The 25,045-nt window shown below is 72.4% G+C and carries 17 protein-coding genes; 9 read left to right on the top strand and 8 right to left on the bottom strand.

Translation table 11 applies throughout. From position 1 onward, the window contains the following. Positions 1-414 (bottom strand): organic hydroperoxide resistance protein, encoded by a 414-nt coding sequence (locus ACZ4E1_RS26945; RefSeq protein ID WP_467543749.1) that lies wholly within the window; start codon positions 412-414, stop codon positions 1-3. 122 nt (positions 415-536) lie between these two features. On the opposite strand from ACZ4E1_RS26945, the gene ACZ4E1_RS26950 reads away from it, so the two are divergent. The 3 genes from ACZ4E1_RS26950 to ACZ4E1_RS26960 all read left to right on the top strand — a co-directional run bounded on the left by ACZ4E1_RS26950 (position 537) and on the right by ACZ4E1_RS26960 (position 3,109). Further along, positions 537-989, top strand: a complete 453-nt coding sequence (locus ACZ4E1_RS26950; protein ID WP_467543753.1) for a MarR family winged helix-turn-helix transcriptional regulator — start codon at positions 537-539, stop codon at positions 987-989. An 85-nt stretch (positions 990-1,074) separates the two neighbouring features. After that, entirely contained in the window at positions 1,075-2,691 is a 1,617-nt protein-coding gene (locus tag ACZ4E1_RS26955; protein WP_467543756.1) for a glycosyltransferase family 2 protein, read from the top strand. Between the two features lie 16 nt (positions 2,692-2,707). Next, entirely contained in the window at positions 2,708-3,109 is a 402-nt protein-coding gene (locus ACZ4E1_RS26960; protein ID WP_467543760.1) for a cytidine deaminase family protein, read from the top strand. An 84-nt stretch (positions 3,110-3,193) separates the two neighbouring features. Here ACZ4E1_RS26960 and ACZ4E1_RS26965 read toward each other — a convergent pair whose 3' ends face one another. Beyond that, on the bottom strand, positions 3,194-3,820 hold the full coding sequence (locus ACZ4E1_RS26965) for a TetR/AcrR family transcriptional regulator (protein WP_467543764.1): 627 nt from the start codon (positions 3,818-3,820) through the stop codon (positions 3,194-3,196). Between the two features lie 165 nt (positions 3,821-3,985). On the opposite strand from ACZ4E1_RS26965, the gene ACZ4E1_RS26970 reads away from it, so the two are divergent. The 4 genes from ACZ4E1_RS26970 (at position 3,986) to ACZ4E1_RS26985 (ending at position 9,754) form a co-directional block, all read left to right on the top strand. Further along, the gene (locus ACZ4E1_RS26970) at positions 3,986-4,918 is read left to right on the top strand and encodes an ABC transporter permease (protein WP_467543768.1); all 933 of its coding nucleotides are present in this window, start codon (positions 3,986-3,988) and stop codon (positions 4,916-4,918) included. After that, positions 4,911-5,756 (top strand): ABC transporter ATP-binding protein, encoded by an 846-nt coding sequence (locus ACZ4E1_RS26975; RefSeq protein WP_467543772.1) that lies wholly within the window; start codon positions 4,911-4,913, stop codon positions 5,754-5,756. The genes ACZ4E1_RS26970 and ACZ4E1_RS26975 overlap by 8 nt, the downstream gene beginning before the upstream one ends. 115 nt (positions 5,757-5,871) lie before the next feature. Continuing rightward, positions 5,872-8,109 carry a CDP-glycerol glycerophosphotransferase family protein gene (locus ACZ4E1_RS26980; protein WP_467543775.1) on the top strand — a complete coding sequence of 746 codons (2,238 nt, stop codon included), beginning with the start codon at positions 5,872-5,874 and terminating at the stop codon, positions 8,107-8,109. Continuing rightward, positions 8,096-9,754 carry a glycosyltransferase family 2 protein gene (locus tag ACZ4E1_RS26985; protein ID WP_467543778.1) on the top strand — a complete coding sequence of 553 codons (1,659 nt, stop codon included), beginning with the start codon at positions 8,096-8,098 and terminating at the stop codon, positions 9,752-9,754. The genes ACZ4E1_RS26980 and ACZ4E1_RS26985 overlap by 14 nt, the downstream gene beginning before the upstream one ends. Before the next feature lie 22 nt (positions 9,755-9,776). Here the strand turns inward: ACZ4E1_RS26985 and ACZ4E1_RS26990 are convergent, their stop codons facing one another. From ACZ4E1_RS26990 to ACZ4E1_RS27010, 5 genes are all read right to left on the bottom strand, one after another. Beyond that, positions 9,777-10,574, bottom strand: a complete 798-nt coding sequence (locus ACZ4E1_RS26990; protein ID WP_399125407.1) for a polyprenol monophosphomannose synthase — start codon at positions 10,572-10,574, stop codon at positions 9,777-9,779. Between the two features lie 167 nt (positions 10,575-10,741). Continuing rightward, the gene (locus ACZ4E1_RS26995; protein WP_467543784.1) at positions 10,742-15,688 is read right to left on the bottom strand and encodes an NAD-glutamate dehydrogenase; all 4,947 of its coding nucleotides are present in this window, start codon (positions 15,686-15,688) and stop codon (positions 10,742-10,744) included. 868 nt (positions 15,689-16,556) lie between these two features. Further along, the gene (locus ACZ4E1_RS27000) at positions 16,557-18,854 is read right to left on the bottom strand and encodes an ATP-binding protein (protein ID WP_467543788.1); all 2,298 of its coding nucleotides are present in this window, start codon (positions 18,852-18,854) and stop codon (positions 16,557-16,559) included. A 115-nt stretch (positions 18,855-18,969) separates the two neighbouring features. After that, positions 18,970-19,641: an HAD family hydrolase gene (locus ACZ4E1_RS27005; protein ID WP_467543792.1), complete on the bottom strand. Its 672-nt coding sequence runs from the start codon at positions 19,639-19,641 to the stop codon at positions 18,970-18,972. Positions 19,642-19,661: 20 nt separating this feature from the next. Next, a complete protein-coding gene (locus ACZ4E1_RS27010; protein WP_467543796.1) occupies positions 19,662-20,177 on the bottom strand; it encodes a DUF6912 family protein in 516 nt (171 codons plus the stop codon). A gap of 317 nt (positions 20,178-20,494) precedes the next feature. Between ACZ4E1_RS27010 and ACZ4E1_RS27015 the strand changes: the two genes are divergently transcribed. Both ACZ4E1_RS27015 and ACZ4E1_RS27020 read left to right on the top strand, forming a co-directional pair. Then, positions 20,495-20,917, top strand: coding sequence for an Rv3235 family protein (locus ACZ4E1_RS27015; protein WP_467543800.1), 423 nt, complete (start codon positions 20,495-20,497; stop codon positions 20,915-20,917). 476 nt (positions 20,918-21,393) lie between these two features. Further along, a complete protein-coding gene (locus ACZ4E1_RS27020) occupies positions 21,394-22,008 on the top strand; it encodes a TOPRIM nucleotidyl transferase/hydrolase domain-containing protein (RefSeq protein WP_467543880.1) in 615 nt (204 codons plus the stop codon). A gap of 97 nt (positions 22,009-22,105) precedes the next feature. On the opposite strand, the gene secA is transcribed toward ACZ4E1_RS27020, so the two are convergent. Then, the gene (gene secA, locus ACZ4E1_RS27025; RefSeq protein WP_467543804.1) at positions 22,106-24,955 is read right to left on the bottom strand and encodes a preprotein translocase subunit SecA; all 2,850 of its coding nucleotides are present in this window, start codon (positions 24,953-24,955) and stop codon (positions 22,106-22,108) included. Between the last annotated feature and the right edge of the window lie 90 nt (positions 24,956-25,045).

Raw genomic sequence — 25,045 nt, forward strand, 5'->3', positions numbered from 1 at the left:
TCACTCGATGACGAGGTCGACGTCGATGTTCCCCCGCGTGGCGTTCGAGTACGGGCACACCTGGTGCGCCATCTCGACCAGCTTGCGGCCGGTCTCGGCGTCGACCGTGTCGGGCAGCTCGACGCGGAGCGTGACGGCGAGGCCGAAGCCCTCGCCCTGCTTGCCGATGGAGACCTCGGCGGTGACGGCGGCGTCCGCCACGTCCGCCTTCGCCTGGCGGCCGACGAGCCCGAGCGCGCTGCCGAAACAGGCCGCGTAACCGGCGGCGAACAGCTGCTCCGGGTTCGACCCCTGGCCGTTGCCTCCCATCGCGGACGGGATGCCGAGCTGGAGGTCGATGACGCCGTCGGAAGAGACGGCGCGGCCGTCCCGGCCGTGGGTGGCGGTGGCGACGGCGGTGTAGAGGGCGTCCATGGGATGCCTGCCTCTCGGGTTTCGGAAGTCCGGTTGGGTGCGGGATCCAGTAGAGCACGCAATTCAGTGATGCACAACTAGATTGTGCACAACTAAATGACGCGATCGCCTACCCTGGAGCCATGACCACCACCGACCCCCTGGACCCGCTGAGGCTCGACCTGCAGATCTGCTTCGCCCTGAACGCGGCGTCCCGCGCCTTCGGCGGCGTCTACCGCACCCTGCTCAAGGACCTGGACCTCACCTACCCCCAGTACCTGGTCATGCTCGTGCTGTGGGAGGACGGCGAGATGCCGGTCAAGCGGCTCGGCGAGCGTCTGCGGCTCGACTCGGGCACGCTGTCCCCGCTGCTCAAGCGGCTGGAGGCGAACGGCCTTGTGCGCCGGGAGCGCAGCGCGCAGGACGAGCGTTCGGTGATCGTCGCGCTCACCGAGGAGGGCGGCGCGCTGCGGGAGCGGGCGGAGCGGGTGCCGCTGCGGATCGCGGAGGCGACCGGTTTCGAGCTGGCGGAGATCGAGGACCTGCGCCGCCGCCTGCTGCGCCTCACGGACGCGCTGGACACGGCCGCGCTCTGACCACGGCCCTCTTCGGTTCCGAAACCGCCTGAACCGGTGTCCGAGTTAGCACGTTTTTGACATAAACAGCCCTAAAATTCCCGGTGTGGATCCGACCACCGCACCTCCGCCGCCGGCCGAGCCCGGCGTCACGATCGTCGTGATCGGCTACGACGACGCCGCCCATGTCGCCGCCGCGACCCGCTCCGCGCTCGACCAGGGCCCCGCCGTCACCGAGGTGATCGCGGTCGACGACGCCTCCACCGACGACAGCGGCCGTCTCCTCGACGAGCTCGCCGCGCACGACCCCCGGCTGACCGTCGTGCGCCGCAGCACGAACAGCGGCGGCTGCGGCACCCCGCGCAACGACGGGCTGGCCCGCACCGCGTCCCCGTACGTGATGTTCCTCGACAGCGACGACGTGCTGCCGCCCGGCGCGGCGCCGGCGCTGCTCGACGCCGCGCGCCGGCACGAGGCCGACCTCGTCTCGGGGCTCTGCGTGCGCCGCGAACTGCCCTCCGGGCAGGAGACGCCCTGGCTGCCCAAGCTGTACGCCGGCACCACCGTGCTCACCGACCCCGGACAGCTCCCCGGCCTGGTCCGCGACACCCTCTGCGTCAACAAGCTCTACCGCACCGCGTTCCTGCGCGAGCACGACATCCGGTTCCCCGACGGGCGCTGCCTCTACGAGGACTTCGTCTTCACCGCCCGCGTCCTCGCCGCGCGCCCGCGCACCGCCCTGATCCCCGACACCGTCTACGTGTGGCAGGTGCGCCGCGCCGCCGACCGGCTCTCCCTCTCCCTCGACCGCACCGGGATCGACAACTGGCAGGCCCGGCTCGACGCCCACCGCGAGGCCGTCGACATCCTGCTCGCCGCCGGACTGCCGAAGCTCGCACGGGCCGCGCGGGCGCACTTCATCGACCACTCCCTGCGGATGTACGCGCGCGAACTGGAGCTGCGCGGCGCCGAGTACCGCGCCGAGTGGTGGCGGCGCACCCGCGCCCATCTGCAGACCTACGACACGGCCGACCTGGAGGCCGCGCCCTCGCCCGGCCGCATGATCGGCCGCGTCATCCTCGCCTCGCCCGCGCCGCGCGACCTGCCCCGCCTCAAGGAGGTCGCCGCCCGCCCGGCCCGGCTGCGCCCGCCGTACGCGCGGACCGCCGACGGCACCCCGGTCTGGTCCGCCGACCTGCCCGAGGTCCCGCTGACCCACCTGCTCGAACGCCCCGCGCACCTGCTGCCCCTCGCCGTCGACGGCGAACTGCGCCCCGGGCGCCGCGGCACCCGCCTGCGCCTGATCCTGCACGACCTGTACGGGCGGATGGCCGACGCGAAGCCCCGCACGGTGGACGTCACCCTGCTCGACCGGCAGCGCGGCACCGCCGCCCAGCACCGCACCGCGGACCTCGTCCCGAACGCGGCCGGGAACCTGTGGACCGCCGAGACCCGCCTCGACCTCTCCGCGCTCCCCCGCTCCGGCACCTGGGACATCCAGCTCCGCGTCCACTTCGCCGACGGCACCCACCGCGACGCCACCGCCCACGCCTCCACCGGCCCCGGCCTGCTGCGCCGCACGGCCCTCCCCAGCCGCCGCCACGGCATCCTCCTCGCCCAGCCCTACGCCACCCACTCCGGCGCCCTCGCCCTCCGCACGGCCCCCGGCCTACGCGGAGCCCTCACAGTGGCCCGCCGCCGCCTCCACCGCCTCCTCCGCTGACCCGTAGGCTCCCGGCATGCCCACGCCCACCGCCCTCGACCACGAACTCGTCGCCGCCGCCGAGGAGATCGCCGCCACCCGCTGCCGGGGCGACAACCACACCATGGCCGCCGCCGCCCGCGCCCGGGACGGCCGGATCGTCACCGCCGTGAACGCCTACCACTTCACCGGCGGCCCCTGCGCCGAACTCGTCGCCGTCGGCACCGCCGCCGCCCAGGGCGCGTACGACCTGACCACGATGGTCGCCGTCGGCGACCGCGACCGGGGCGTGGTCCCACCGTGCGGTCGCTGCCGACAGGTCCTCCTCGACTACTTCCCCGGACTGAAGGTCATCGTCGGCAACGGCCCGGACCGGCGGACGGTCCCGGTGGCCGAGCTGCTCCCGGAGACGTACGTGTGGGCGGACCACCAGCTCTGACCGGTGCCGACTGCGACCCGGCGGACGAGAAGCCCGCCCGGTCGACGCCCTGCGAAAGGCGGCCGGGGGCTGACCCCCGCCCCGTCACAGCGCCCTGAGCCCCGCCGCCGTCGCCGCCGCCAGCTTCTCCAGGTAGCCCTTCGGGGGCTTCGGGGAGCGGGCGACGACCGCCCGCCAGTAGAGCGGTCCCGAGATCAGGTCGAGGGCCAGGTCCTCGTCGACGTCGGGGCTCAGCTCGCCGCGGGTCGCCGCCGCGCGGACGATGCCGCTGGCCACCCCGTGCTGGCCCTCGCGCAGGGCCTTCTGGAGGGCGTCCGCGATGTCGGGGTTGCGGGCGGCCTCCGCCTGGAGGTCGGGGATGATCTGGCCCGCGACCGGGTGGCGCAGGGCGCGGGAGGTGACCTGGTAGAGGAGGAGCAGGTCGCTCTCCAGGGAGCCGGTGTCGGGGGCCGGCAGGCCCTGGACCGCTATGGCCGAGACCAGGTCCAGGACGAGGTGGAGTTTGGAGCGCCAGCGCCGGTAGACGGCGGTCTTGCCGACCCCGGCGCGGCGCGCGATGCCCTCGATGGACATCCGGGCGTAGCCCACGGACGCGAGCTCCTCGAAGACGGCGGCGCGGATGGCCTCCGTCACGTCCTCACGCAGTACGGCGGCCCCGGCCGGGGCCCGGCGACGCGGCGTCGGCCTGGGCGGTTCGGCGTTGGTCGTCATACGGCCAGCATAGTTGCGGCACGACGATACGGTTGCGTTCCGACGTCGCGGGGCCCTAGTCTCACGTCACGACGATACGGGTCCGTTCCGACGTAGTGACCTTCCGACGAACGACCTTCCGCCCTCCGGCCGTCCGACCGCCCGGCCGTCCAGAAAGCAGGCGATGTGAGTCAGGTCCTCGACACGCCTTCCGTACCCCGCCCTCCGGACCCCGCCGCCCCGGCCGGCCAGGAGGACGCGGCGGCCCTGGCCGCGCGCCACGGGCTGACCGTGAGCGGCGCCCGCCCCTCCCTGCGCGACTATGTGCGGCAGCTGTGGCAGCGGCGGCACTTCATCACCGCGTTCTCCACGGCGAAGCTGACCGCGCAGTACAGCCAGGCCAAGCTGGGCCAGGTCTGGCAGGTCCTCACCCCGCTGCTGAACGCGGCGGTGTACTACCTGATCTTCGGCAAGCTGCTCGGCACCAGCCGTCACGTGCCGGACTACATCCCGTTCCTGGTCACGGGCGTGTTCGTGTGGACGTTCACGCAGTCGTCCGTGATGGCGGGCACGAAGGCGATCTCCGGGAGCCTCGGCCTCGTACGAGCCCTGCACTTCCCGCGCGCCTCGCTGCCGATCTCGTACTGCCTCCAGCAGCTCCAGCAGCTGCTGTTCTCAATGTGCGCGCTGGTGGTGATCCTGCTGTGCGCCGGAGTGCCGCCGCGCCCGTCGTGGGTGCTGGCCGTTCCGGCACTGGCGCTGCAGTTCGTGTTCAACACCGGGCTCGCGCTCGTCATGGCCCGGCTCGGAGCCCGTACGCCGGACATCGCGCAGCTCATGCCGTTCGTGCTGCGGACGTGGATGTACACCTCGGGCGTGATGTGGAGCCTGACGCATCTGACGGCGGGCCGTGACGTGCCGCCGATCGTCGTCACGCTGCTCCAGATCAACCCGGCGGCGCTCTACATCGACCTGATGCGCTTCGCGCTCATCGACAGTTTCCACGCGGACCAGCTGCCGCCCCACGCGTGGCCGCTGGCCCTCGGCTGGGCCCTGGTGGCCGGGCTGGGCGGATTCGTCTTCTTCTGGAAGGCCGAGGAGAGGTACGGACGTGGCTGAGCCCCAGAACACCGAGAACGTCCCCACCGTCATCGTCGACGGCGTGGACATCGTCTACCGCGTCCACGGCACCGGCGCGGGCCGCGGCTCCGCGACCGCCGCGCTCAGCCGGATCGTCGGCGGCAAGAAGAAGGCCGAGCGGCGCGCGGGCGTGCGCAAGGTCCACGCCGTGCGGAACGTGTCGTTCACCGCGTACCGCGGCGAGGCCATCGGCCTCATCGGCACGAACGGCTCGGGCAAGTCGACCCTGCTCAAGGCCGTCGCGGGACTCCTCCCGGTCGAGAACGGGCGGATCTTCACCGACGGCCAGCCCTCCCTGCTCGGCGTCAACGCCGCCCTGATGAACGACCTCACGGGCGAGCGGAACGTGAAGCTGGGCGGCCTCGCCATGGGCATGAGCCGCGAGCAGGTCCGCGACCGCTACGACGAGATCGTCGACTTCTCCGGCATCAACGAGAAGGGCGACTTCATCACCCTGCCGATGCGCACGTACTCCTCCGGCATGGCGGCCCGGCTCCGCTTCTCGATCGCCGCCGCCAAGGACCACGACGTCCTCCTCATCGACGAGGCCCTCGCGACCGGCGACCGCTCCTTCCAGAAGCGCTCCGAGCAGCGGATCCGCGAACTGCGCAAGCACGCCGGCACGGTCTTCCTGGTCAGCCACAGCAACAAGTCGATCCGCGACACCTGCGACCGCGTGCTCTGGCTGGAGCGCGGGGTGCTGCGCATGGACGGCCCCACGGAGGACGTGCTCAAGGAGTACGAGGCCTTCACGGGCGGCACGGGCACCAAGAGCCCCGCGAAGAAGCCGACCGAGAAGCCGGCGAAAACCGGCTAGGCCGCCCGGACAGGCCAGGGCGACGGGCCCCGCACCGGTCCGAAAGATACTCTTTGTCTGACTTGATGCCGATATCCGATCGGCCGCCCCGCGCGGCCGCCAGGGGGATCAGCAGATGACGGAGACCCGCCCCGCCCTCAGCGTCGTGGTGCACGGCCCCGACGTGCAGGGCCTGCTCGGGCCCTGCCTGGACGGCATCGCAGGCCGGCTGCCCGAGGACACCGAGCTGATCGTCGCGGCGGTCGGCGACGCGGCGCGGGACACGGCCGAGCAGCACCTGGCCGGCGTCCCGCGCACCACCCTCCTCACCCTGCCCGCCGGCACGGAGCCCGCCGGCGCCCGCGCGGCCGGCGCCCACCGCGCCACCGGCACCTGGCTGTGGTGCCTGACCGCCACCGACCGGCCCGTCCCCGGCGCCCTGTCCGCCCTGCGCACCCGCCTCGCCGAGCTGCCCGACGAGGTCGACGTCGTGCTCGGCGACCACATCCGCTCGACCTGGCGCGGCCCCGGCGCCTCCGGCGTCGACACGGGCCGCCTCGCCCGCTTCGGCCGCCGCGACCGCCCCCTCGACGAGCACGGCAACCTCCTGCGCGTCACCCCCCTGCTCGCCAACCGCGTCCTGCGCACCGCCTTCCACCACACCCACGAGAAGCACCTCACCGACGCCGACCCGACGTACGCGGCCCGCGCCGCCCTCGTCCTCGCCCGCCGCATCGCCGGCACCGAGCACGTCCTGGCCGACGTACGGCAACTGCGCCGCGAGAGCCTGCCGCCGGTTCCGGCCGAGCGGCGCTACGAGCTGATCGACGCGTACGAGCGCCTTCAGGAGCTGATGCGGGAGCACGGCACCGCGGCCGCGCCCCGCGCCGTCCTGTACGACCTGATGGCCACCGAGACGCTGCGCGTGGTGTCCCGGGAGGGGCTGCCGGAGGCGGTCGCCCGGGAGTTCTTCCGCCGCGCCTCGGCGGCGGCCGTGCGCTGGAAGCCCCCCGGCCACCGCGCTCCGCCGGGCCGCGAGGGCGTGCGGCGCGGCCTCCTGGAGCAGAACGCGTACACGAAGTACCGCGCGTTCCAGGAACTGAGCCACGGCCGGCGGGCCCTGCGCTCGGCCGTCCGCACCGGCCGCAGGAAGGCGGGCCGCAAGCTCCTGGACCTGCACTACCAGCGCGCGCTGAAGACCCCGCTCGACCCGGAGCTCGCCGTCTTCTCCGCGTACTGGGACCGCGGCGTCGCCTGCAACCCGGCGGCGATCGCCGCGAAGCTCGCCGAACTCGCCCCGCACATCCGCCCGGTGTGGGTGGTGTCCCGCGCGACGGAACCGCTGCTGCCGCCCGGCACCGAGCACGTCGTGCCCGGCACCCGCCGCTACGGGGAGGTCATGGCCCGTGCCGCGTACCTCGTCAACAACGTCAACTTCCCCGGCGCGGTGGTCAAGAGGCCCGGCGCGATCCACCTCCAGACCCATCACGGCACCCCGCTGAAGAAGATGGGCCTCGACCAGATCGATCACCCCACGGCCTCGCGCGGCCTGGACTTCGACGCGCTCCTGTCCCGCGTCGACAAGTGGGACTACAGCGTCAGCGCCAACTCCCACTCCACCCGCATGTGGGAGCACGCCTACCCGTCGCACTACGTCTCCCTGGACCACGGCTATCCGCGCAACGACGTCTACCACCGGGCCACGGCCGCCGACGTCCGCGCCGTCCGCGCCCGCCTCGGCATCGCCCCCGGCCGCCGCGCTCTCCTGTACGCGCCGACCCACCGCGACTACGAGGCCCGCTGGACCCCGCGCCTGGACTTCGCCGCGCTCACCGAGCACCTCGGCGAGGACACCGTCCTGCTCGTGCGCGGCCACTACTTCTACGGCGGCGCCGCCTCCCCGCTCGCGGGCCTGCGCCGCACCGGCCGGGTCGTCGACGTCTCCGCGTACGAACCGGTGGAGGAGCTGGCGCTCGCCGCGGACGCGCTGATCACGGACTACTCGTCGATCATGTTCGACTACGCCAACCTGGACCGCCCGATCGTCAGTTACGCCGACGACTGGGAGACGTACGCGACGACTCGCGGTGTCTACTTCGACCTGACGGCCGAGCCGCCGGGCCATGTCGCCCGCACCCAGGGCGAGTTGACGGAGATCCTCGCCACCGGCGCCTGGCGCGACGGGGCGTCGGCGGCGGCCCGGGACCGGTTCCGGCGCCGTTTCTGCGAGTTCGACGACGGGCGGGCCGCCGAGCGCGTCGTGCGCCGGGTCTTCCTCGGCGAGCCCGAGGAGGCGCTGCCGCCGGTGCTGCCGCTGGAGTCCCGCACCGTGGCCCCCACCCCCGAGGAGGCGGACGCCCATGGACACGCCTGACGTCACGGTCACCGTCATCACCTACGACGACGCCGCGCGCCTCCCCCGCGCCGTCGCCTCCCTCCGGGCCCAGACCCACGCGAACATCGAGATCGTCATCAGCGACGACCACTCGACCGACAACACCCCTGACATAGCCCGGGAGTTGGCCGCCGCCGACCCCCGCATCACCTACCTCCGGCTGCCGGAGAACAGCGGCGGATGCGGCGTCCCGCGCAACCGCGCCCTCGACATCGCCCGCGCCCCGTACCTGATGTTCCTCGACAGCGACGACGAACTCCCGCCCCGCGCCGTCGAGTTCCTGCTCGCCGCGCACCGCGAGCACCCCGGCCTCGACTTCGCGATGGGCGCCGTCGAGCGGGTCCGCGTCGACACCGGACGCACCTCGCGGTGGATGCCGCACCTCGTCGCCGAGCGCCGCACCGTCGAGGGCCTGGAGAACGAACCAGACCTCCTCTTCGAGCACCTGTCGACGAGCAAGATGTACGCCCGCGCCTTCCTCGACCGCCACGACCTGCGCTTCCCCGAGGGCATCCACTACGAGGACCAGCTGTTCTCGGCGCAGGCCTACTGCCTCGCGAAGGCCTTCACGATCGTCCCCGAGACCGTCTACCGCTGGTACATCCACCCGTACGCGGCCGGGGGCACGGCCTCCATATCCAACCAGCGGCACCGGCTCGACAACGTCCGCGACCGCGTCCACGTGCAGGAGCTCATCGACGCCTTCCTCGCCGAGAACGGCCGCGGCGACACGCTGCGCGAGGCCAAGGACCACAAGTTCCTCAAGCACGACTTCCGGATGTACGCGGGCGACCTGCCGCACCGCGACGACGCCTGGCTCGCCGAGTTCGCCGCCGTCGTGAACCCCTACCTCGACCGGCTCTCCCCCGCCGCCTACGCCCGCCTGCCCCGCGACGAACGCGTCGTCCTCCAGCTCGTGCGCGACCTGCGCCTGCCCGAGGCCCGGCTCGCCGCGCGCGGCCTCGGCCACGCGGTCGCCCCGCGCACGACGGCCCTGGACGCGGCCGGGACCCCGTACTGGGGCGACCGGGTCCCGGACACGGCGTGGGCCCGCCGCGAACTCTCCCTCGCCGACCTGGAGCTGGACACCCGGCCCTTCCGGCGCGCCCAGTTCCGGCACGAGCTCCTGTCCGTCGAGCGGGGACCCGGACCGGCCTCCCTGGACCTGCGCGTACGCACCTACGACCCCGGACTCCGGCTGTCCGTGGGCCCGCAGCCGGCCGCGCTGCTGCTCACCCCGGGCCGCCGCCGCGCAACCCTGCGCTTCCGGCTCGACCCCGTGCGGCCGGGCGTCTTCGAGGGCCGGGTCCGGCTCGACCTCACGGCGCTCGTGCTGCCCCGGCTCGGCTTCACCGGGACCCGGCACCCCATGCTCCAGCTGACCGCCCCGGACGGCGCGCGCAACACCGGGCTGCTGCTCGCCCCGCTCGACCTGCCCGTCCGCACCGCACACGTCGACCGGCACCGGGTCACCGTCGAACCGGAGGGCAAGGGCGCGGGACGGCTGCAACTGCGCTGGGAACCGCTCGGGCCCCTCGCCACCCGGATCGGCCCGCCCGTGCGGCGCGCGGCCCGGACCCCGGCGGTGCGCCGGCTGCGACGCCTGGCCCGGATGGTCCGCTGAGGAGCCCTCCGCGTCGCCGGTGTCAGCGGCGCGAGCGCGCCCGCAGCCGCCACGGCATCGCCACCGACTCCAGCTGCACCATGAGGTTCATCTTCGACTCGCCGACCGTACGGTCCTCGAAGTGGATCGGCACCTCGATGATCCCCTGGCCGCGGCGCAGCGCCCGGTACTTCATCTCGACCTGGAAGCTGTAGCCCGCGCTGTCGACGGAGGCCAGGTCGATGGCGCGCAGGGCGTCCTCGCGCCACAGGTTGAAGCCGCCCGTGATGTCCCGGACGCGGGTGCCGAGGATCGTGCCCGCGTACGCGTTCGCCCAGCGCGAGAGCAGCTTGCGGTGCGCGCCCCAGGCCTCGGAGAGGCTGCCGCCCTGCACGTAGCGGCTGCCGATGGTGACGCCCGCGCCGGTCGACAGGGCGACCCCGAGCAGCTGCGGGACCTTCGCGACGGGGTGGCTGCCGTCGGCGTCCATCTGGAGGACGTAGCGGGCGCCGTCGGCGACGGCCCGCGCCATGCCCGCCGCGTAGGCACGGCCGAGCCCTTCCTTGCCCGCCCGGTGCAGCACGGCCATGCGGTCGGCGCCGAAGCGGCCCGCGTACTCCTCGGCGAGGTCGCCCGTGCCGTCCGGGCTGGAGTCGTCGACGACGAGGAGCCGCAGCCCCGGCAGCGGCAGCGCCATCAGCGCCTCGGCCATGCCGGGCAGATTCCCCGCCTCGTTGTACGTCGGCATGACGACGGTGAGCGGGGTCGCGGCCCAGTCGTCGGGCAGTGCGACCGCGCGTGCGGCCGGCGTCGCGTCCGGCCGGATCTGCTTCGACGGCATCGGGCTCTCCCTGGTCGGCGTGCTCGGTCACCCCATCGGTACCACCGAAACACAGTGCGAGCCGTCGGGACACTCATTGAGAACACAAGAATCCGGTAGGAAGAACGACCGAGGGGCGCCCGAAGGCGCCCCTCGACCACTACGTTCCGGCGACTGCGTCCCGGCGACTACGAGTGCGAACGCAGCAGCGTGCGCATCGTCCGCATCGCGACCGACAGGTTCGCCAGGTCGAAGGCGTCCGAGCCCTGGATCTCCTCCAGGGTGGTGCGCGCGCGGCCCAGGATCGCCGCGTTCTTCTCCTCCCAGGCCTTGAACCGCTGCTCCGGCGTCGAGGACCCGTTCCCGACGGCCAGCACGTCGGCCGTCAGGGCGGCGTGCGCCGCGTACAGGTCCTCACGGATCGACGCGCGGGCCATCGACTGCCAGCGGTCGGCCCGCGGCAGCTCGATGATGCGGTCCATCAGCTGCGTGATGCTGAGGCGGTCGGCCAGGTCGTAGTAGACCTCGGCGACGGCGAGGGCGTCCTTGCCCATGCGGTCGCCGATCTGCACGATGTCCAGCGTCGGGAACGCGGAGGAGAACCCGGCGACCCGCTGGGCCAGCTCCTCCGGCACCCCGGCGCCGGTCAGCTCGTCGACGATCCCCTGGTACCACTCGGCGTCGGCGCCGCGCAGCATCTTCGGCATGGCCGCCCAGACCTCGGTGACCCGCTCCTTGAAGAAGCCGATGGTCTCGGCGAGCTGGAGCGGCTGCGGCCGGTTGTTGAGCAGCCAGCGCGTGCCGCGCTCGACGAGCCGGCGCGAGTGCAGCCGGATCCGGGTCTGGACGTCGGCGGCGACGACATTGTCGAGCGCCTCGACCGCGTCCCACACGTCGCTCAGGCCGAAGATCTCGCGGGCCGCGAGCTGCGCCCGGACGATCTCCTCCAGGGACGCGCCGGTCTCCTCGCGCAGGCGGTGCAGGAAGGTCGAGCCGCCCGTGTTCACCGTGTCGTTGACCAGCACCGTGGTGATGATCTCGCGGCGCAGCGCGTGGCCGTCGATCGCGTCCAGGTACTTGTCGCGCAGCGCCTGCGGGAAGTAGGCGTGCAGCAGACGGGCCAGGTACGCGTCGTCGGGCAGCGAGGTCTGGATGAGCTCGTCCGACGCCGTGATCTTCGTGTACGCGAGCAGGACGGCCAGCTCGGGCTGGGTCAGGCCGCGGCCGCTGTTGAGGAGCTCCTTGATCTGCCGGTCGTTCGGCAGGAACTCCAGCGAGCGGTCCAGGTGGCCCTGCTTGCCGAGCCGGCGCATGAAGCGCTGGTGGGCGTGGAGCAGGGACGGGGCCTGCGCCTCGGCGTTGCCGAGCGCCGTGTTCTGCGCGTAGTTGTTGCGCAGGACCAGGTCGCCGACCTCGTCGGTCATGGCCGCGAGCAGCTTGTTGCGCTGCTTGACGGTCATGTCGCCGTCGAGGACCAGACGGTTGAGCAGGATCTTGATGTTGACCTCGAGGTCCGAGGTGTTCACACCGGCGCTGTTGTCGATCGCGTCGGTGTTGACCCGGCCGCCCTTGCGGGCGAACTCGATGCGGCCCAGCTGGGTCGCGCCGAGGTTGCCGCCCTCGCCGATGACCTGGGCGCGCACGTCCTGGCCGTCGACGCGGATCGGGTCGTTGGCCTTGTCGCCGACGTCGCTGTTCGACTCGACGGACGACTTCACGTACGTGCCGATGCCGCCGTTCCACAGCAGGTCCACCGGGGCCTGGAGGATGGCCTTCATCAGCTCGGCCGGGGTCATCTTCGACTGGCCGGACTCGATGCCGAGGGCCTCGCGGATGTGCGCGTTGAGCTGGATCGCCTTGGCGGAGCGCGGGAAGACGCCACCGCCGGCGGAGATCAGCTCCTTGTCGTAGTCCTCCCAGCTGGAGCGCGGGAGGTCGAACATGCGGCGGCGCTCGGCGTACGAGGTGGCCGCGTCCGGGTTCGGGTCGATGAAGATGTGCCGGTGGTCGAACGCGGCGACGAGGCGGATGTGCTCGCTGAGCAGCATGCCGTTGCCGAACACGTCGCCGGACATGTCGCCGACGCCGACGACGGTGAAGTCCTCGGTCTGGGTGTCGACGCCCAGCTCCCGGAAGTGCCGCTTGACGGACTCCCAGGCGCCGCGGGCGGTGATGCCCATGCCCTTGTGGTCGTAGCCGGCCGAGCCGCCGGAGGCGAACGCGTCGCCGAGCCAGAAGCCGTAGTCCTGGGCGACCTCGTTGGCGATGTCGGAGAACTTCGCGGTGCCCTTGTCGGCCGCGACCACCAGGTAGGTGTCGTCGCCGTCGTGGCGCACGACGCCGACGGGCGGCACGACCTCGCCGCCGACCAGGTTGTCGGTGATGTCGAGCAGCGCCGAGATGAACGTCTTGTACGAGGCGATGCCCTCGGCCATCCAGGCGTCGCGGTCCACCGACGGGTCGGGCAGCTGCTTGGCGACGAAGCCGCCCTTGGCGCCGACCGGCACGATGACGGTGTTCTTCACCATCTGCGCCTTGACCAGGCCGAGGATCTCCGTGCGGAAGTCCTCACGCCGGTCGGACCAGCGCAGACCGCCGCGCGCGACCTTGCCGAAGCGCAGGTGGACGCCCTCGACGCGGGGCGAGTACACCCAGATCTCGTAGGCGGGGCGCGGCTCGGGCAGGTCGGGGATGGCCTGCGGGTCGAGCTTCATGGAGACGTAGGCGTGCGGGCGGTACGGCTCGCGCGCGTCGGTCCCGGCGCTCTGGAAGAAGTTGGTCCGCAGGGTCGCCTTGATGACCGTGAGGAAGGACCGCAGGATGCGGTCCTCGTCGAGCGAGGCGACCTGGTCGAGCGCGCCGTCGAGCTCCTCGAGGATCCCGTCGATCAGCTCGGTGCCGGCGCTCTGCCGGTCCGGCGACATCCGCGCCTCGAAGAGGCTCACCAGCAGGCGCGTGGTGTGGACGTTGTTGCGGAGGGTGTCCTCCATGTAGTCCTGGCTGAACGTGGAGCCGGCCTGGCGCAGGTACTTGGCGTAGGCGCGCAGCACCATGGCCTGGCGCCAGGTGAGCCCGGCGCCGAGCACGAGGGCGTTGAAGCCGTCGTTCTCCGCGGCGCCGGTCCAGGTCGCGGCGAACGCCTCCTGGAAGCGCTCGCGGCCGTCGGCACCGAGGTCGTCCCCGTTGCCGTTGCCCTGCTTGGGCAGGCGCAGGCCGAAGTCGTAGATCCACGCCGTCGTACGGTCCGCGCAGCGCAGCTCGTACGGGCGCTCGTCGGTGACCTCGACGCCCAGGCGCTGCAGCACCGGGAGGACGGCCGACAGGGAGACGGGCGCGCCGGTGCGGTAGATCTTGAAGCGGCGCTCGCCGGGGGCGGCGCCCACGGGCTCGTACAGGGAGAGCGCGAAGTCCTTGCCGCTGCGGGCGAAGGCCTCCAGGTGGACCAGGTCGGCGACGGCGGCGCGCGGCGTGTGGTCGGCCTTGTAGCCCTCGGGGAAGGCGTGGCCGTACTGGCGCAGCAGCTCGGCGGCGCGCTCCTCGCCGCACTCGGCGTTCAGCGCCTCGGCGAAGCCGTCGGCCCAGGAGCGGGCGGCCTCCACGAGCCGGGCCTCGATGCGGTCCTTGTCGGCGTCGGACAGCTGCGGCAGCTCGGTGCCGGGCGCGACGCGGACGACGAAGTGCAGCCGGGACAGGATCGACTCGGTGTTCCAGGCGGTGAAGTCGACGCTGGTGCCGCCGAGCTCCTCCTTGAGGATGTCGATGATCCGCAGCCGGACGCCCGTGGTGTAGCGGTCGCGCGGCAGGTAGACGAGCGCCGAGTAGTAGCGCCCGTACTCGTCCTGGCGCAGGTACAGGCGCAGCCGGCGCCGCTCCTGCAGGTACAGGACGGAGGTGACGATGGAGCGCAGCTCGTCCGGCGGGGTCTGGAACAGCTCGTCGCGCGGGTACGTCTCCAGGATCTGGAGCAGGTCGCGGCCGTCGTGGCTGTTGGGCGTGAAGCCGGCGCCCTTGAGGACCTCGGCGACCTTGCGGCGCACGACGGGGACGCGGCGCACGCTCTCGGTGTACGCGGCGGAGGAGAACAGGCCGAGGAAGCGGCGCTCGCCGATCACGTTGCCCTCGGCGTCGAACTTCTTCACGCCGACGTAGTCGAGGTAGCTGGGGCGGTGCACGGTGGCGCGGCTGTTGGCCTTGGTGAGGACGAGCAGCTTGTGCTCGCGGGCCTTGGCGCGGGCGTCGGCGGGCAGCCGGCTGAAGGACGGCGAGACCGGGTGGTGGTCGTCGGTGCCGTGCGGCGGGTCGGAGCGCAGGATGCCGAGGCCGGTGCCGGGTACGGCGGCCAGGGAGTCGTCCTCGGTCAGGACGTACTCGCGGAAGCCGAGGAAGGTGAAGTGGTCGGCGGACAGCCAGCGCAGCAGCTCGCGGGCCTCCTCGACCTCCGACTCGTCCAGGTCGCCCGCGGTGGGCTCGGAGGGCAGCTCGTCGGCGATGCGCAGCGCGGCGTCGCGCATCTTCTCCCAGTCCTCGACGCACTCGCGCACGTCCGACAGGACACGCAGCAGATCGGCGGTGATCTGCTTGAGGTCGGCGCGGTCCGTCTCGCGGTCCATCTCGACGTGGATCCACGACTCGGTGAGCACGTCGTGGCCGTCGGCGGTGGCGCCGTCCGGCAGCACCTCCAGGAGCTTGCCGGTCACGTCACGCCGCACGACGACCTGCGGGTGGATGACGACGTGGATCCCGCGTCCCTGCCGCGACAGCTCGTTGGTGACCGAGTCCACGAGGAAGGGCATGTCGTCGGTGACGACCTCGACGACGGAGTGGCTGCTGGTCCAGCCGTTCTCCTCGACCGTCGGGGTGTGGACCTTGACGCTGGCGGTGCCCTGCGGACGGTTCTCGGCGAGCCGGTAGTGCGAGTAGGCGGCGCCGAAGACGTCGACCGGGTCGCGGTCGGAGAGGTCCTCGGGTGCGGTGTGCAGGTAGTAGCGCTGGAGGAACGTGAGCACGGTGTCGCTGTCCGGCGTGCCCTCGCCCGTCTGCCCAGCCGGGAGATGCCCCCCTGCCGGGCTGTTCTCAGCTACCCGGGCGGCCCGTTCGAGCAGCTCGGCCTTGGCTTCGTCCAGCTTGGTCTGCATTGTCCTCTGGCTCCTGTCGCGCGCCGTTGCGTGACGTAGACGTGTTCGAGAAAAAACGTTCGGCATCACGAGACGGCGCGGGGTGTCCGCTGTACGTCGACGTTATGCCGGAATGAGAGAAGAGCGAACGGATATGAGCCATTTTCGGCGCACCGGCCGGCCGCGGGAAACGATCAGCGGCTGAGCGCCGGGCACGGTCGGCATGACGAACCGTGGTCTCCCGGCGCGGGCAGGGGGCGACGATGCCCCCGCGAGATATCGCGCTGATCACGGGTCAAGGCTATCGCCCCGCCCCCGGGGCCCGTCATGAGCCGTATGTGTACAAAACCGGGGGGCGAACTTTGACACTCTGCACAGATCGCTGAGCGACGGAGTGTGCTGGGAGCGCCCGAAGGGGTGACCCGCGGGGTCCGGGCGGGTCACCGGCAGGGGGTGGGTGGTGGCTGCCCCGCCGACGAGGGCAGCCACCGCGATGCCACGCTCCGGGCACCACGGCGGGGCTGTCGCCACGACAGCGTGGGGGAGTTGACCGTTACTGCCCGACCCCCCGCCGCGACCTCCTCCGGAGACCGACACCCCCAGATCCTCCTCGGTACACCCCTGATCACACATCGGTACCCGGGAACACCCGTATACCCAGATCGCAGGCTGAAGCCGACCTCCGTATACCTACCGCCCCCTGGGGCGCGACCGGTATGCCCCTGGGGCGCACGAAGTGCGCCTTCAGGGGCGCGGGGCTGTGCCCGATCAGCGGCTCCGCCGCGGGGCGCGACGCGACAAGCCCCCTGGGGGCGCGCGAAGCGTGCCTCTCAGAGGCGCGGGGAACTGCGCGAGAAGCCCCACCGGCGGCGCACCCGGCAATGAGAGATCAACCAGCCACGGTCGAGGCCGCCGCCGCCAGAGAAACCTCCGTCCGCGACCCCACCCCGAGCTTCGCCAAAATATGCTCCACATGCGCGTCAGCGGTCCGCTTCGAGATCACCAGCCGCTCCGCGATCTCCCGGTTCGACAACCCCTCCACCACCAGCGCGGCAACCTCCCGCTCCCTACGGGTCAGCGCCTCGACCCCACTCCGCCGAGCCCCCGGCACAGCCACCACCGGCGCCGGAACCTCCGCGTCCCCCCGCACCGCCTCCAGCACCCGGTCCCCGGAAAGCCGCGCCCCCACCTCGTGCCACCGCCGGAACCCGTCCTCCCCCAGCGCCTCCCGCACAGCCCCCCGCACCGTCTCCTGCTCCTCGAAGAGCGAGGGCAGCATGCCGACGGGGTCACCGGACAGGCGCCGCGCGTTCTCCGCGTACCCGAGCAGCCACGCCGCCCGCACGAACCGCTTCCCCCGCGCCGCCGCCCACCCGAGCGCGAGGCAGCAGATCGCCGCGACGAGCACCTCCTCGACCTCGGCGGCGGCCTCCAGCGCCCGGCGCAGCGCCTCGACGGCGTCGTCCCGCTCCCCCGCGAGCCACAGGATCACCCCCTGCACCATGAGCGTGGACCCGTACAGCTGCCGCTCCCCGGTGCCCTCCAGGAACGCGAGCCCGGTCCGGCACAGCTCCAGCGCGCCGTCCGTGTCCCCGAGCACCCCGAGCAGCAGCGCGCCCTCGTAGTGCACGACACCCGTGCCGAGCCCGTCGCCCCGCGCCACGATCCGCTGCCGCGCGTCCTCCAGCGCCGCGAGCCCGTCCGGCTCCCCGCACAGCGCCCCGAGCCCGCCCAGGTACGCCTCGCAGAACAGCTCGACCCGGCCCTCCCCCGCCTGCCGCGCCACCGCGATCGCCCGGTGGAACAGCTCCAGGGCGCCGGGCAGGTCCCCGGTCCACACCGAGAACAGGGCGACCATGAACCGGCCCCACGCCTGCTCCCCACCCACCTCGCCGAGCAGCCCGAGCCCCTTGTCGATCCAGTACCGGCCCTCGGCGAGCACCCCGGCCGCCCGCCAGAACGGCCCGAGCTGCGCCGCCAGCCACAGCCCCTGCGCGACGGTCTCCGGACCCCCGCTCCCGTACGCGTACTCGAGCGCGGCCCGCAGATCGGCGCTCTCGGCCCGCAGCACCCGGTGGTGCCCCGGCTGCGCGGCGGTGAGGAACTCGTCCCAGAAGCGCCGGCCGAGCTCCCGGTAGTACGCGAAGTGCCGCCCGCGCACGGCCGCCGCCTGCCCGGACTCCTCCAGCCACTCGGCCCCGTACTCGCGGATCGTGTCGAGCAGCCGGTACCGGCCGCCGTTCTCCGTGATGCGCTGCACGACCGACTTGTCGACGAGCCCGATGAGGTGCTCCAGGACCGCGCCGGGCGCCAGCTCGCCGCCCGCGCACACGGTCTCCGCGGCCGACAGCTCGAAGGACCCGGCGAACACCGACAGACGCGCCCACAGCAGCCGCTCCTGGGGCGTGCACAGCTCGTGCGACCAGCCGATCGCGGTGCGCAGCGTCTGGTGCCGGGTCAGCGCGGTGCGGCGCCCTCCGGTCAGCACCTCGAAGCGGTGGCCGAGCCGCTCCACGAGCCGCTCCAGGGGCACGGCCCGCAGCCGGACCGCCGCGAGCTCCAGCGCGAGCGGGATCCCGTCGAGACGGCCGGCGAGCGCGGTGAGCTGCTCCCGGTTGGCGTCGGTCACCGTGAAGCCGGGCACGACGGCGGCGGCCCGCTGCACGAACAGTTCCAGGGCGTCGTCGGCGCTCAGCGGCGCGATGGGGCAGCAGTGCTCGCCCGGCACGTCGAGCGGCTGCCGGCTGGTCGCGAGGACGCTCACGCCGGCCGCCTCGCGCAGCAGCACGTCGGCGAGCATGGCGCAGGCGTCGACGAGGTGCTCGCAGGTGTCGAGGACGATCAGGAGCCGCCGCCCCTGGAGGTGCGCGACGACCGCGTCGAGCGGCTCCATGCCTGCCTGGTCCGGGAGTTCGAGCACGGCGGCGAGCGTCGCGGGGATCAGCTCGGGGTCGCGCAGCGCGCTCAGCTCGACGAGCCACACCCCGTCCGGGAACCGCTTGGCGAGCCCGGCCGCGGCCCGCAGCGCGGTGCGGCTCTTGCCGACCCCGCCGGGCCCGACCAGCGTGACGAGCCGGGCCCGGTCGAACGCGCCCCGCACCTGCGCCAGTTCGTCCGAGCGCCCCACGAACGTCGTGACCTCGGCGGGAAGTTGTCCGCCCCGCCGCTGCCCGAAGCCGAAACCCATGGTTCGCGTCCCCCCGTCGTGGCTGCCGTACGGCCGTACCACCCCAGCGTACGCAGCCGGGCGCGGAGCGTGAACGCACTCGGCGCAAAACGCCGGGCGCGGCGGAAGGAGGGATTCAGGCGGCTTCGGCGATCCGCTCCGCCTCGCGCACGGCCTCGGCGAGGGTGTCGACGACCGGCACTCCGGCGCCTTCCAGGCTGGCCCTGCTGTGCGAGCCGCCGGTGTAGAGCACGGCCCGCGCGCCCGCGTGCAGCGCGGCGACCGCGTCGTCGGCCGCGTCCCCGATGACGACGGTGCGCTCCGGCGCGACCCCGTCGAGGGTGTTCAGGTGCCGCACCATGTGCTCGGCCTTGCTGCCGCCCGAGGGCCCGGTGCGGCCGTCGACGCGCAGGAACCGGTCGGTGATCCCGAAGTCCCGCACCAGCGGCACCAGTCGGTCGTGGTCGTACATGCTGAGGATGGACTGGCTGCGGCCCGCGCCCTGCCAGCCGGCGAGCAGGCCCTCGGCGCCGTCGGTGAGCCGGCAGTCGCCCGCGTGGTCCACGTAGTGCCGGTGGAAGGTCGAGTCCATGAGGAGCCACTCGTCCTCGGTGGGCAGCCGGCCCAGCAGCCGCTCGTAGAACTTGGGGACAGGCACGCAGTACAGCGTCCGGTACGTCTCCAGCGTGATCGGTTCGAGCCCGATCTCCTCGAAGGCGGCGTTCGTGGCCCCTATGACGGCTTCGGTGTCGTGGAACAGCGTGCCGTTCCAGTCCCAGACGATGTGCGCGGTGGTGTGCTTCCCCATCCCCAGAACGTACCTTCCGCTCAGTCGCGCAGGCCGATCAGGTTCGGAATCTCCTGCGTCGCGAACCAGAGCAGTTCGTGGTCCTCGGCCCCGTCCACGACGAACTGCGCGTCGTCGTCCCCGTGGTCGGCGGCGCCGAGCGCTGCCGCGGCGGCGGTGACGTCCTTCTCCGCGTCGTCGGCGTCCACGTGCACGGCCGCCGCCTTGGACAGCCGCACGACGTCCCGTACGGACACCTCGCCGAGCGAGGCCGGGTCGAGGCCCCGGTCGGGGTCGGCCACGGCCGCGCCGTCCGCCACGTCGACGGCGACCACGACACGGCGCCGGGCGGCGTCCGGCTCACCGGCGAGCATCCGCAGCGAGGCGAGCGCGGCCCGGTTCAGGGCGGCGTACTCCAGCTCCTCGATGTCGTCGGAGAGGTACCACTCGCGCAGCGCGGGCGTCACGGCGAAGGCGGTCAGCGGCGCGGGGCCCAGCTCGCCCGCCTTGTACGCCGCCGCGAGTCGAGGCAGGGACAGGGGTACGTACACGCGCATGACGGGCCGCTTTCGTCGTCGGGGCCTACGGGATCCGGGCCCTTCAGGATACGGGGACCCACCCTCCCCGCACCGGGGTGCGTCCCCTTTCGGGCCGCCGCCCGCGCCCTCGGCCCGCGTCAGCCGGGCAGGGCCGGTTCACTCCGGCCCGTCCCGCTCCCCGGGGCCCGCCGCCGCCCCGGGCCACCCGGATGAGCGAACCGGCCCGTCCCGCCCCGCGCCTCCCGGCCGCCCTTGCGGGGCCGCACCCCTGCCTCGTACAAGATCACCACCACTAAGTTACTGATTGGTATCCGGAGGTCGCTGTGCAGAAGGTGATGACCAGGCGAGGCCCTCGACGGAACACCCGACCGCCCGCCCGGCGCGACAGCAGGCGCCCCGGCCCCGGCCGCATCGCGCCGCAGGCCCCGCCGCACCCGACCGAACTGTTCACCGAGCGCCTCGTGCTCGTGCTCAGCGGCCAGAAGCCGCTGCACTGGGTCGCCCGCCACACCGTCCACCAGGCCTACGAGGATCTCCTCTGGCTCGCCGACCGCCGCACCCTGGGCCCGGCCCGCCCCCGCATCCACCGCATCGGCCACTTCGAACCGTCCCCCGGCTCCTACGAGGTCTTCGCCCGCATCACCTCCGGCCCCCGCCTCCACGCCCTGGCCTTCCGCCTGGTCCGCGACGAATCCCTGCGCTGGCGCTGCACAGCCGTAGAACTCGACGGCCGCCCACCCCGCCCCCACGACGACTAGCCCCACCCCGTCCGGGGGCCGGCCCGGGCGCGCCCCCAGCCGCCCAGCCTCACTCCCCCCCTTGCCCGAGCCCCTCTCCCACCCTCCCGCCCCCTCCGGGGGCCGTCGGCCCGGCGCCGGGCCTGAGGCAGCACCCCGGCGCCAGCCCGGCGCCGGAAGAGGTGCCGGGACGGATGCGCCCCGTCAGGGGCGCAGGGAACTGCGCGAGAAGCCCCACCGACGGCGCACCCGGCGACGCTCACCGCCCCCTACGGCGACGCCCCCCGGCGCCGGACGCACGAGGCATCAGGGCTCGCCACAACGCAGCCCCGCCAGGCCCCGCACCGAAGCCCCGCCCCACCAGCCCCGCCCCCAGAAATCCGCTGTCGCCCCACCCCGCCAAGACGCAGACTCGTGTCATGACGACAGATGCGGCGAAGACGGCGGACCTGGCGGACGCGGCGGAGGATCTGGAGGGGCGGGGCGCGGCGACGGACATGGCCGCGTTCCGGGAGGCGGTCGTCGCCTGGGCGGCCGGCGGCCCTGGCGACCGCGCCCGCACCCTGGCCACCCGCCTCCCCGTCCGCACCGCCGTCCTCCTGGAGGGCCCCAGCGACGCCGCGGCCGTCGACGCACTCGCCGCACGCCACGGCCGCGACCTCGCCGCCGAGGGCATCTGCGTCCTCCCGATGGGCGGAGCCATGAGCATCGCCCGCTTCGCCGCACTGCTCGGCCCCGACGGCCTGGGCCTGCGCCTGACCGGCCTGTGCGACGAGGCGGAGCGCGGCTTCTACGAGCGCGGCCTGGAGCGGGCCGGCGTCACCGGGCAGGAGCAGGAGTTCTACGTGTGCGCGGCGGACCTGGAGGAGGAACTGATCCGCGCCCTCGGCGTCCCGCGCGTCGAGGAACTCGTCCGCGAGGAGGGCGAGCTGCGCTCCCTGCAGACCTTCCAGCGCCAGCCCGCCCAGCAGGACCGCACGGCCGCCCAGCAACTGCGCCGCTTCCTCGGCACCACCAGCGGCCGCAAGATCCGCTACGGCCGGGTCCTGACCGAGGCCCTGCCCTCCGCCCGCGTACCGGCCCCGCTGGAGTCCCTGCTCGCCACCCTGTGAAGCCCTGTGACGCGCCGGCCGCCAAACATGCGGAAGGGGCCGGACACCAGGTGTCCGGCCCCTTCCCGTACCGCTGCGTACTACTGCCGCGCCGCTGTCACTTCTTGCGGCGGCTGCGGCCCTTCTGCTGCTTGCGGCGCTCGGCGCGGGTCAGGCCGTCGGCCTCGGAGCGGGTCGGGCCGCCCTCGGTCACGAAGTCGCCCTCGTCGACGCCACCCTCCGCGTTCGGCGCCTGGAAGTGCAGGCGGTCCGGGCGCTGCGGCGCGTCGAGCCCCTTGGCACGGATCTCCGGACGGGACGCCCCGGCCTGCGCCGGAACCGTGTCCTCCGGGGACTTCTCCAGGGAGGTGGGCGCCGCGTCCTCGACCGGCACCTCCTCGACCTGCTGCTCGACCTGGACCTCCAGGTTGAACAGGTAGCCGACGGACTCCTCCTTGATGCCCTCCATCATGGCGGTGAACATGTCGAAGCCCTCGCGCTGGTACTCGACCAGCGGGTCCTTCTGCGCCATCGCCCGCAGGCCGATGCCCTCCTGGAGGTAGTCCATCTCGTAGAGGTGCTCACGCCACTTGCGGTCGAGCACGCTCAGGACGACCCGGCGCTCCAGCTCGCGCATGATCTCGGAGCCGAGCTGCTCCTCGCGGGCCTCGTACTGGGCGTGGATGTCGTCCTTGACGGCCTCGCCGATGAACTCGGCGGTGAGTCCGGCACGGTCCCCCGCCTCGTCCTCCAGCTCCTCGACCGACACCTTGATCGGGTAGAGCTGCTTGAAGGCGCCCCACAGCCGGTCGAGGTCCCACTCCTCGGCGAAGCCCTCCGCCGTCTCGGCGGCGATGTAGGCGTCGATCGTGTCGTCCATGAAGTGCTGCACCTGCTCGTGCAGGTCCTCGCCCTCCAGGACGCGGCGGCGCTCGCCGTAGATGACCTCGCGCTGGCGGTTGAGGACCTCGTCGTACTTCAGGACGTTCTTACGCGTCTCGAAGTTCTGGGTCTCGACCTGCGACTGGGCGGAGGCGATGGCGCGGGTGACCATCTTGTTCTCGATCGGGACGTCGTCCGGCACGTTGGCCATCGACATCACGCGCTCGACCATCTGGGCCTTGAACAGGCGCATCAGGTCGTCACCGAGCGACAGGTAGAAGCGGGACTCGCCCGGGTCGCCCTGACGGCCGCTTCGACCGCGCAGCTGGTTGTCGATACGGCGCGACTCGTGGCGCTCGGTACCGAGGACGTAGAGCCCGCCGAGGCTCTTGACCTCCTCGAACTCCGCCTTGACGGCCTGCTCGGCGCGCTCCAGGGCGGCGGGCAGCGCGGCGGCCCACTCCTCGACGTGCTCGACCGGGTCCAGCCCCGCCTGGCGCAGCTCGGCCTCGGCGAGGTCGTCCGGGTTGCCGCCGAGCTTGATGTCGGTGCCGCGGCCCGCCATGTTCGTCGCGACGGTGACGGCGCCCTTGCGGCCCGCCTGCGCGACGATCACGGCCTCGCGGTCGTGCTGCTTCGCGTTGAGCACCTCGTGCTGGATGCCGCGCTTGCTGAGCTGCTGCGAGAGGTACTCGGACTTCTCGACCGACGTCGTACCGACGAGGATCGGCTGGCCCTTCTCGTGCTTCTCCGCGATGTCGTCGACGACCGCGTCGAACTTGGCGACCTCGGTGCGGTAGATCAGGTCGGCCTGGTCCTTGCGCTGCATCGGCTTGTTCGTCGGGATCGGGACGACGCCGAGCTTGTAGATCTGGTGGAACTCGGCGGCCTCGGTCATCGCCGTACCGGTCATGCCGGACAGGCCCGGGACTTCCTTGCCGTCGTGGTCGTGCCGCTGGTAGAGGCGGAAGAAGTTCTGGAGGGTGATCGTGGCGAGCGTCTGGTTCTCGTCCTTGATGTCCACCCCTTCCTTCGCCTCGATCGCCTGGTGCATGCCCTCGTTGTAGCGGCGGCCGGCGAGGATACGGCCGGTGTGCTCGTCGACGATCATGACTTCGCCGTCCATGACGACGTAGTCCTTGTCCTTCTTGAAGAGCTCCTTCGCCTTGATGGCGTTGTTCAGGTAGCCCACCAGCGGCGTGTTCACCGACTCGTACAGGTTGTCGATGCCCAGCCAGTCCTCGACCTTGGCGACGCCGGACTCGTGGATGGCGACGGTGCGCTTCTTCTCGTCGACCTCGTAGTCGCCGGTCTCCTCGATGCCCTTCAGCGGGTTGCCCGCCTCGCCCTTCTTCAGGCGCGTGACGAGCTTCGCGAAGTCGCCGTACCACTTGGTGGCCTGGTCGGCCGGGCCGGAGATGATCAGCGGCGTACGGGCCTCGTCGACGAGGATCGAGTCGACCTCGTCGACGATCGCGAAGTTGTGGCCGCGCTGGACGAGCTCGTCCTGGGACCACGCCATGTTGTCGCGCAGGTAGTCGAAGCCGAACTCGTTGTTCGTGCCGTACGTGATGTCGCACGCGTACTGCTCGCGGCGCTGGGCCGGCGTCATGTTCGCCAGGATGCAGCCGACGCTCAGGCCCAGGAACTTGTGGACGCGGCCCATCATCTCGGAGTCGCGCTCGGCCAGGTAGTCGTTCACCGTGATCAGGTGGACGCCCTCGCCGGACAGCGCGTTCAGGTACGCGGGCAGCGTGCCGACCAGGGTCTTGCCCTCACCGGTCTTCATCTCCGCGACATAACCGAGGTGGAGTGCGGCGCCACCCATCATCTGGACGTCGTAGTGACGCTGGCCGAGCACGCGCTTGGCGGCCTCACGGACGGTGGCGAACGCCTCGGGCAGCAGGTCGTCGAGGCTCTCACCGTCGGCGTACCGCTGCTTGTACTCGTCGGTGAGGCCCCTCAGCTCGGCGTCGGTGAGGCCCACGAAGTCCTCTTCGATGGAGTTCACCTGGTCCGCGATGCGGTGCAGCTTGCGCAGGATCTTGCCTTCGCCTGCACGCATGATCTTCGAGAGGACGGACACGGGGGTTGGTCTCCTTGCCGGTCGGGCCTGGCACGGTCGGTTACCCAGGCGACAGCCTGAGCAACGGCCATCGTATGCGAGGACCCCACC

The sequence above is a fragment of the Streptomyces sp. NPDC025806 genome, from assembly GCF_055558275.1.